We start from the raw sequence: 2,683 nt of genomic DNA, 5'->3' as shown, positions 1-2,683 counted from the left end.
GGCTGGACCCCCAGCTGTGCCGCCAGGTGCAGGCGGTGCTGGGGGCCAACAAGGCCGAGCGGCACCTGCGGGGCGGGGCCGCCACCCGGCTGAAATATTCCCGCGGATGAACGCCCCTGCGCTTCACAAAAAGAGGGAGGGCCCGGTCGATGCCGACCGGGCCCTCCCCCGCTTTGTTACTGTTCAAACTCCCGCGCGGCCAGCGCCAGCAGCTTGCGGATGGGCAGCTTCTGGGGGCAGGCCTTTTCGCAGGCGCCGCAGCCCACGCAGGCCGAAGCCGCGCCGCCGGCCACGGCGGCGTAGCGGGCGGCGGCGTCCGCCTCGCCCCGCAGGCGGGCGTTGCAGGCCGCAAGGCGCTCCGGGATGCGGATGGACGCCGGGCAGCCGGCGATGCAGTAGCCGCAGGCGGTGCACTGCACCAGCTGCTGGGCGGCGAGGATGCGCCGCAGCGGCTCCGCCGCCGCCCGCTCTGCGCCGGAAAGGGGCGCGGGGGCGCTCATCACCCGCAGGTTCTCTTCCATCTGCTCCGGGCTGCTCATGCCGGAAAGCACCATCTTCACCCCTTCGAAATCGGCGGCAAAGCGCAAAGCAAAGGCCGCCGGGCTGCTGTCGCTCACCTTTGCCAGCAGCGCCCGGGCCTCGTCCGGCAGCTGGGCCAGCCGCCCGCCCCGCACCGGCTCCATCACCACCACCGGCTTGTGGTGGCGGCGGCAGACCTCGTAGCAGGCGCGGCTCTGCACCTGGGGGTCCTCATAGTCCAGATAGTTGAACTGCAGCTGCACGAAGTCCAGCTGGGGATACTCGGTGAGGATGCGCTCCAGCACCCCGGCGGTGTCGTGGAAGGAGATGCCCACATGGCGCACCCTGCCCTCCGCCTTCAGGGCGAAGGCCGTCTCGTAGGCGCGGCAGCTCTTGTAGAACTCAAAGCGCCCGGCGCTCTGGGCGTGCATCAGGTACATGTCGAAGTGCTCCACGCCGCAGGCTTCCAGCTGCTGTTCGAACAGGGGCCGGATGTCCGCCTCCGTTTCAAAGAAAGGCGGCGAGAGCTTGTCTGCCAAAATGTACTTTTCCCGGGGGTAGCGGCTGGTGAGGGCCGCCTTCAGCGCCGCCTCGCTCTGGCCGTCGTGGTAGCCGTGGGCGGTGTCGAAGTAGCAAAAGCCCGCCGCCAGAAATTCGTCCACCATGCGGCAGGTGGTCTCAATGTCCACCTCTTCCCCTTTCATGGGCAGGCGCATGAAGCCAAAGCCCAGTTTTTTATCCGCAGGGCCGAACACAGGGCATTCCTCCTTTGATCTTTTCTTTTATTATAGCTGCCTTCGCGCCGGTTGGCAACGCGGGGCCCTTTGTGATAAAATTACGGTAAATGGGGCCTCGCTGCCCTATACTGGATACAAACAACGGGCAAGGAGGCGCGTTTTTATGAGTGAAGCCATGTTGGACTGCGCGGTGGTGGGCGGCGGGCCCGCCGGGCTTTCGGCAGCCGTCAACCTGCGCCAGCGGGGCAAGACCGTCCGGGTGCTGGGCGCGGGGGCGGGCCTTCTGGCCAAGGCCGAGCAGGTAGACAATTATCTGGGGCTGCCGGGCCTTTCGGGCAGCGAAATGCTGGCGGCTTTTGCCGACCACGCCAAGGCCCTGGGCATCGTGCCCGAGCCGGGCCGGGTGGCCAACGTGCTGCCCATGGGTGACCGCTTCCTGCTGAACTTCGACGGCAATATCCTGGAGGCCCGCGCGGTCATCCTGGCGGGCGGCGTGGCCAAGGCAAAGCCCATCGAGGGCGAGAGCGAGTTTCTGGGCCGGGGCGTTTCCTACTGCGCCACCTGCGACGGCATGCTCTACCGCGGCCGGGAGGTGGCGGTGTGGGGCCTTTCCCCCGAGGCGGCGGGCGAGGCGAACTTCCTCGCCTCCATCGGCTGCAAGGTGCAGTTTGTCTCCCCCAGGCGCCCGGCGGAATTGAACGAAGCCATCGAGCATCTGCCCGGCGCGGTGCAGGCGGTGGGCGGCGGCCAAACGGTGGAATGGATGCGCATCGCGGGCAAAGAGCTGCCCATCCAGGGCCTGTTCATCCTGCGCAGCGCCATCGCGCCGGACACCCTGCTGCCCGGCCTTGCCATCCAGGACGGCTTTGTGCAGGTGGACCGGCGCATGGCCACCAACATCGAGGGCGTTTTTGCCGCCGGCGACATCGCCGGCGCGCCGCTGCAGGTGGCGAAAGCGGTGGGCGAAGGGCTTATCGCCGGCCTTTCCGCCGCCGAATACCTGGACAAGCTGTGAACTCACGCAGAAAAGGGGCCGCCCCGCGGGGCGGCCCCTCCTGTTTTGGCTGGTTCTGAACGCCTTTACATCAGGCTGCGGTAAAGCGCGGCGATCTCCTCCACGCTGGTGTCGCGGGGGTTGCCGGGGCGGCAGGCGTCGGCGTAGGCCGATTCGGAGAGGAACTGCACGTCCTCCTCCTTCACGATGGCCTTCAGGTCGGCGGGGATACCCACGTCCTGGCTCAGCTGCTTCACGGCGGCGCAGGCGGCCTTGCGGGCCTCGTCCAGGGTCATGGCGTCCACGCCTTCCACGCCCATCGCCTTGGCGATGTCGCGGTACTTTTCGCCGGTGGCGGGGGCGTTGTATTCCATCACGGTGGGCAGCAGGATGGCGTTGGCCACGCCGGGGGGGGTGTCGTAAACCGCGCCCA

At 67.8% G+C, this 2,683-nt stretch carries 4 protein-coding genes; 2 read left to right on the top strand and 2 right to left on the bottom strand.

Translation table 11 applies throughout. The features are described 5' to 3' along the window. The coding region (locus ACH2AT_RS10895) for a sporulation transcriptional regulator SpoIIID (protein ID WP_394965996.1) at positions 1–110 on the top strand (110 nt) is incomplete at its 5' end. 66 nt (positions 111–176) lie between these two features. On the opposite strand, the gene ACH2AT_RS10890 is transcribed toward ACH2AT_RS10895, so the two are convergent. Then, positions 177–1,274, bottom strand: coding sequence for an aldo/keto reductase (locus ACH2AT_RS10890; RefSeq protein ID WP_394965994.1), 1,098 nt, complete (start codon positions 1,272–1,274; stop codon positions 177–179). 145 nt (positions 1,275–1,419) lie between these two features. On the opposite strand from ACH2AT_RS10890, the gene ACH2AT_RS10885 reads away from it, so the two are divergent. Continuing rightward, positions 1,420–2,271 carry an NAD(P)/FAD-dependent oxidoreductase gene (locus ACH2AT_RS10885; RefSeq protein WP_394965993.1) on the top strand — a complete coding sequence of 284 codons (852 nt, stop codon included), beginning with the start codon at positions 1,420–1,422 and terminating at the stop codon, positions 2,269–2,271. 65 nt (positions 2,272–2,336) lie between these two features. Here the strand turns inward: ACH2AT_RS10885 and ACH2AT_RS10880 are convergent. Further along, a partial coding sequence (locus tag ACH2AT_RS10880) for an iron-containing alcohol dehydrogenase (RefSeq protein ID WP_394965991.1) occupies positions 2,337–2,683 on the bottom strand: 347 nt, incomplete at its 5' end.

The sequence above is a fragment of the Candidatus Allofournierella excrementigallinarum genome, from assembly GCF_944388085.1.
GTDB lineage: Bacteria > Bacillota > Clostridia > Oscillospirales > Ruminococcaceae > Allofournierella_A > Allofournierella_A excrementigallinarum.
This window is presented reverse-complemented; position numbering and strand designations above follow the sequence as displayed.

Coding starts and splice junctions, on each gene's coding strand:
- ACH2AT_RS10885 (WP_394965993.1), top strand. CDS start 1,420: ATGAGTGAAGCCATGTTGGACTGCGCGGTGGTGGGCGGCGGGCCCGCC.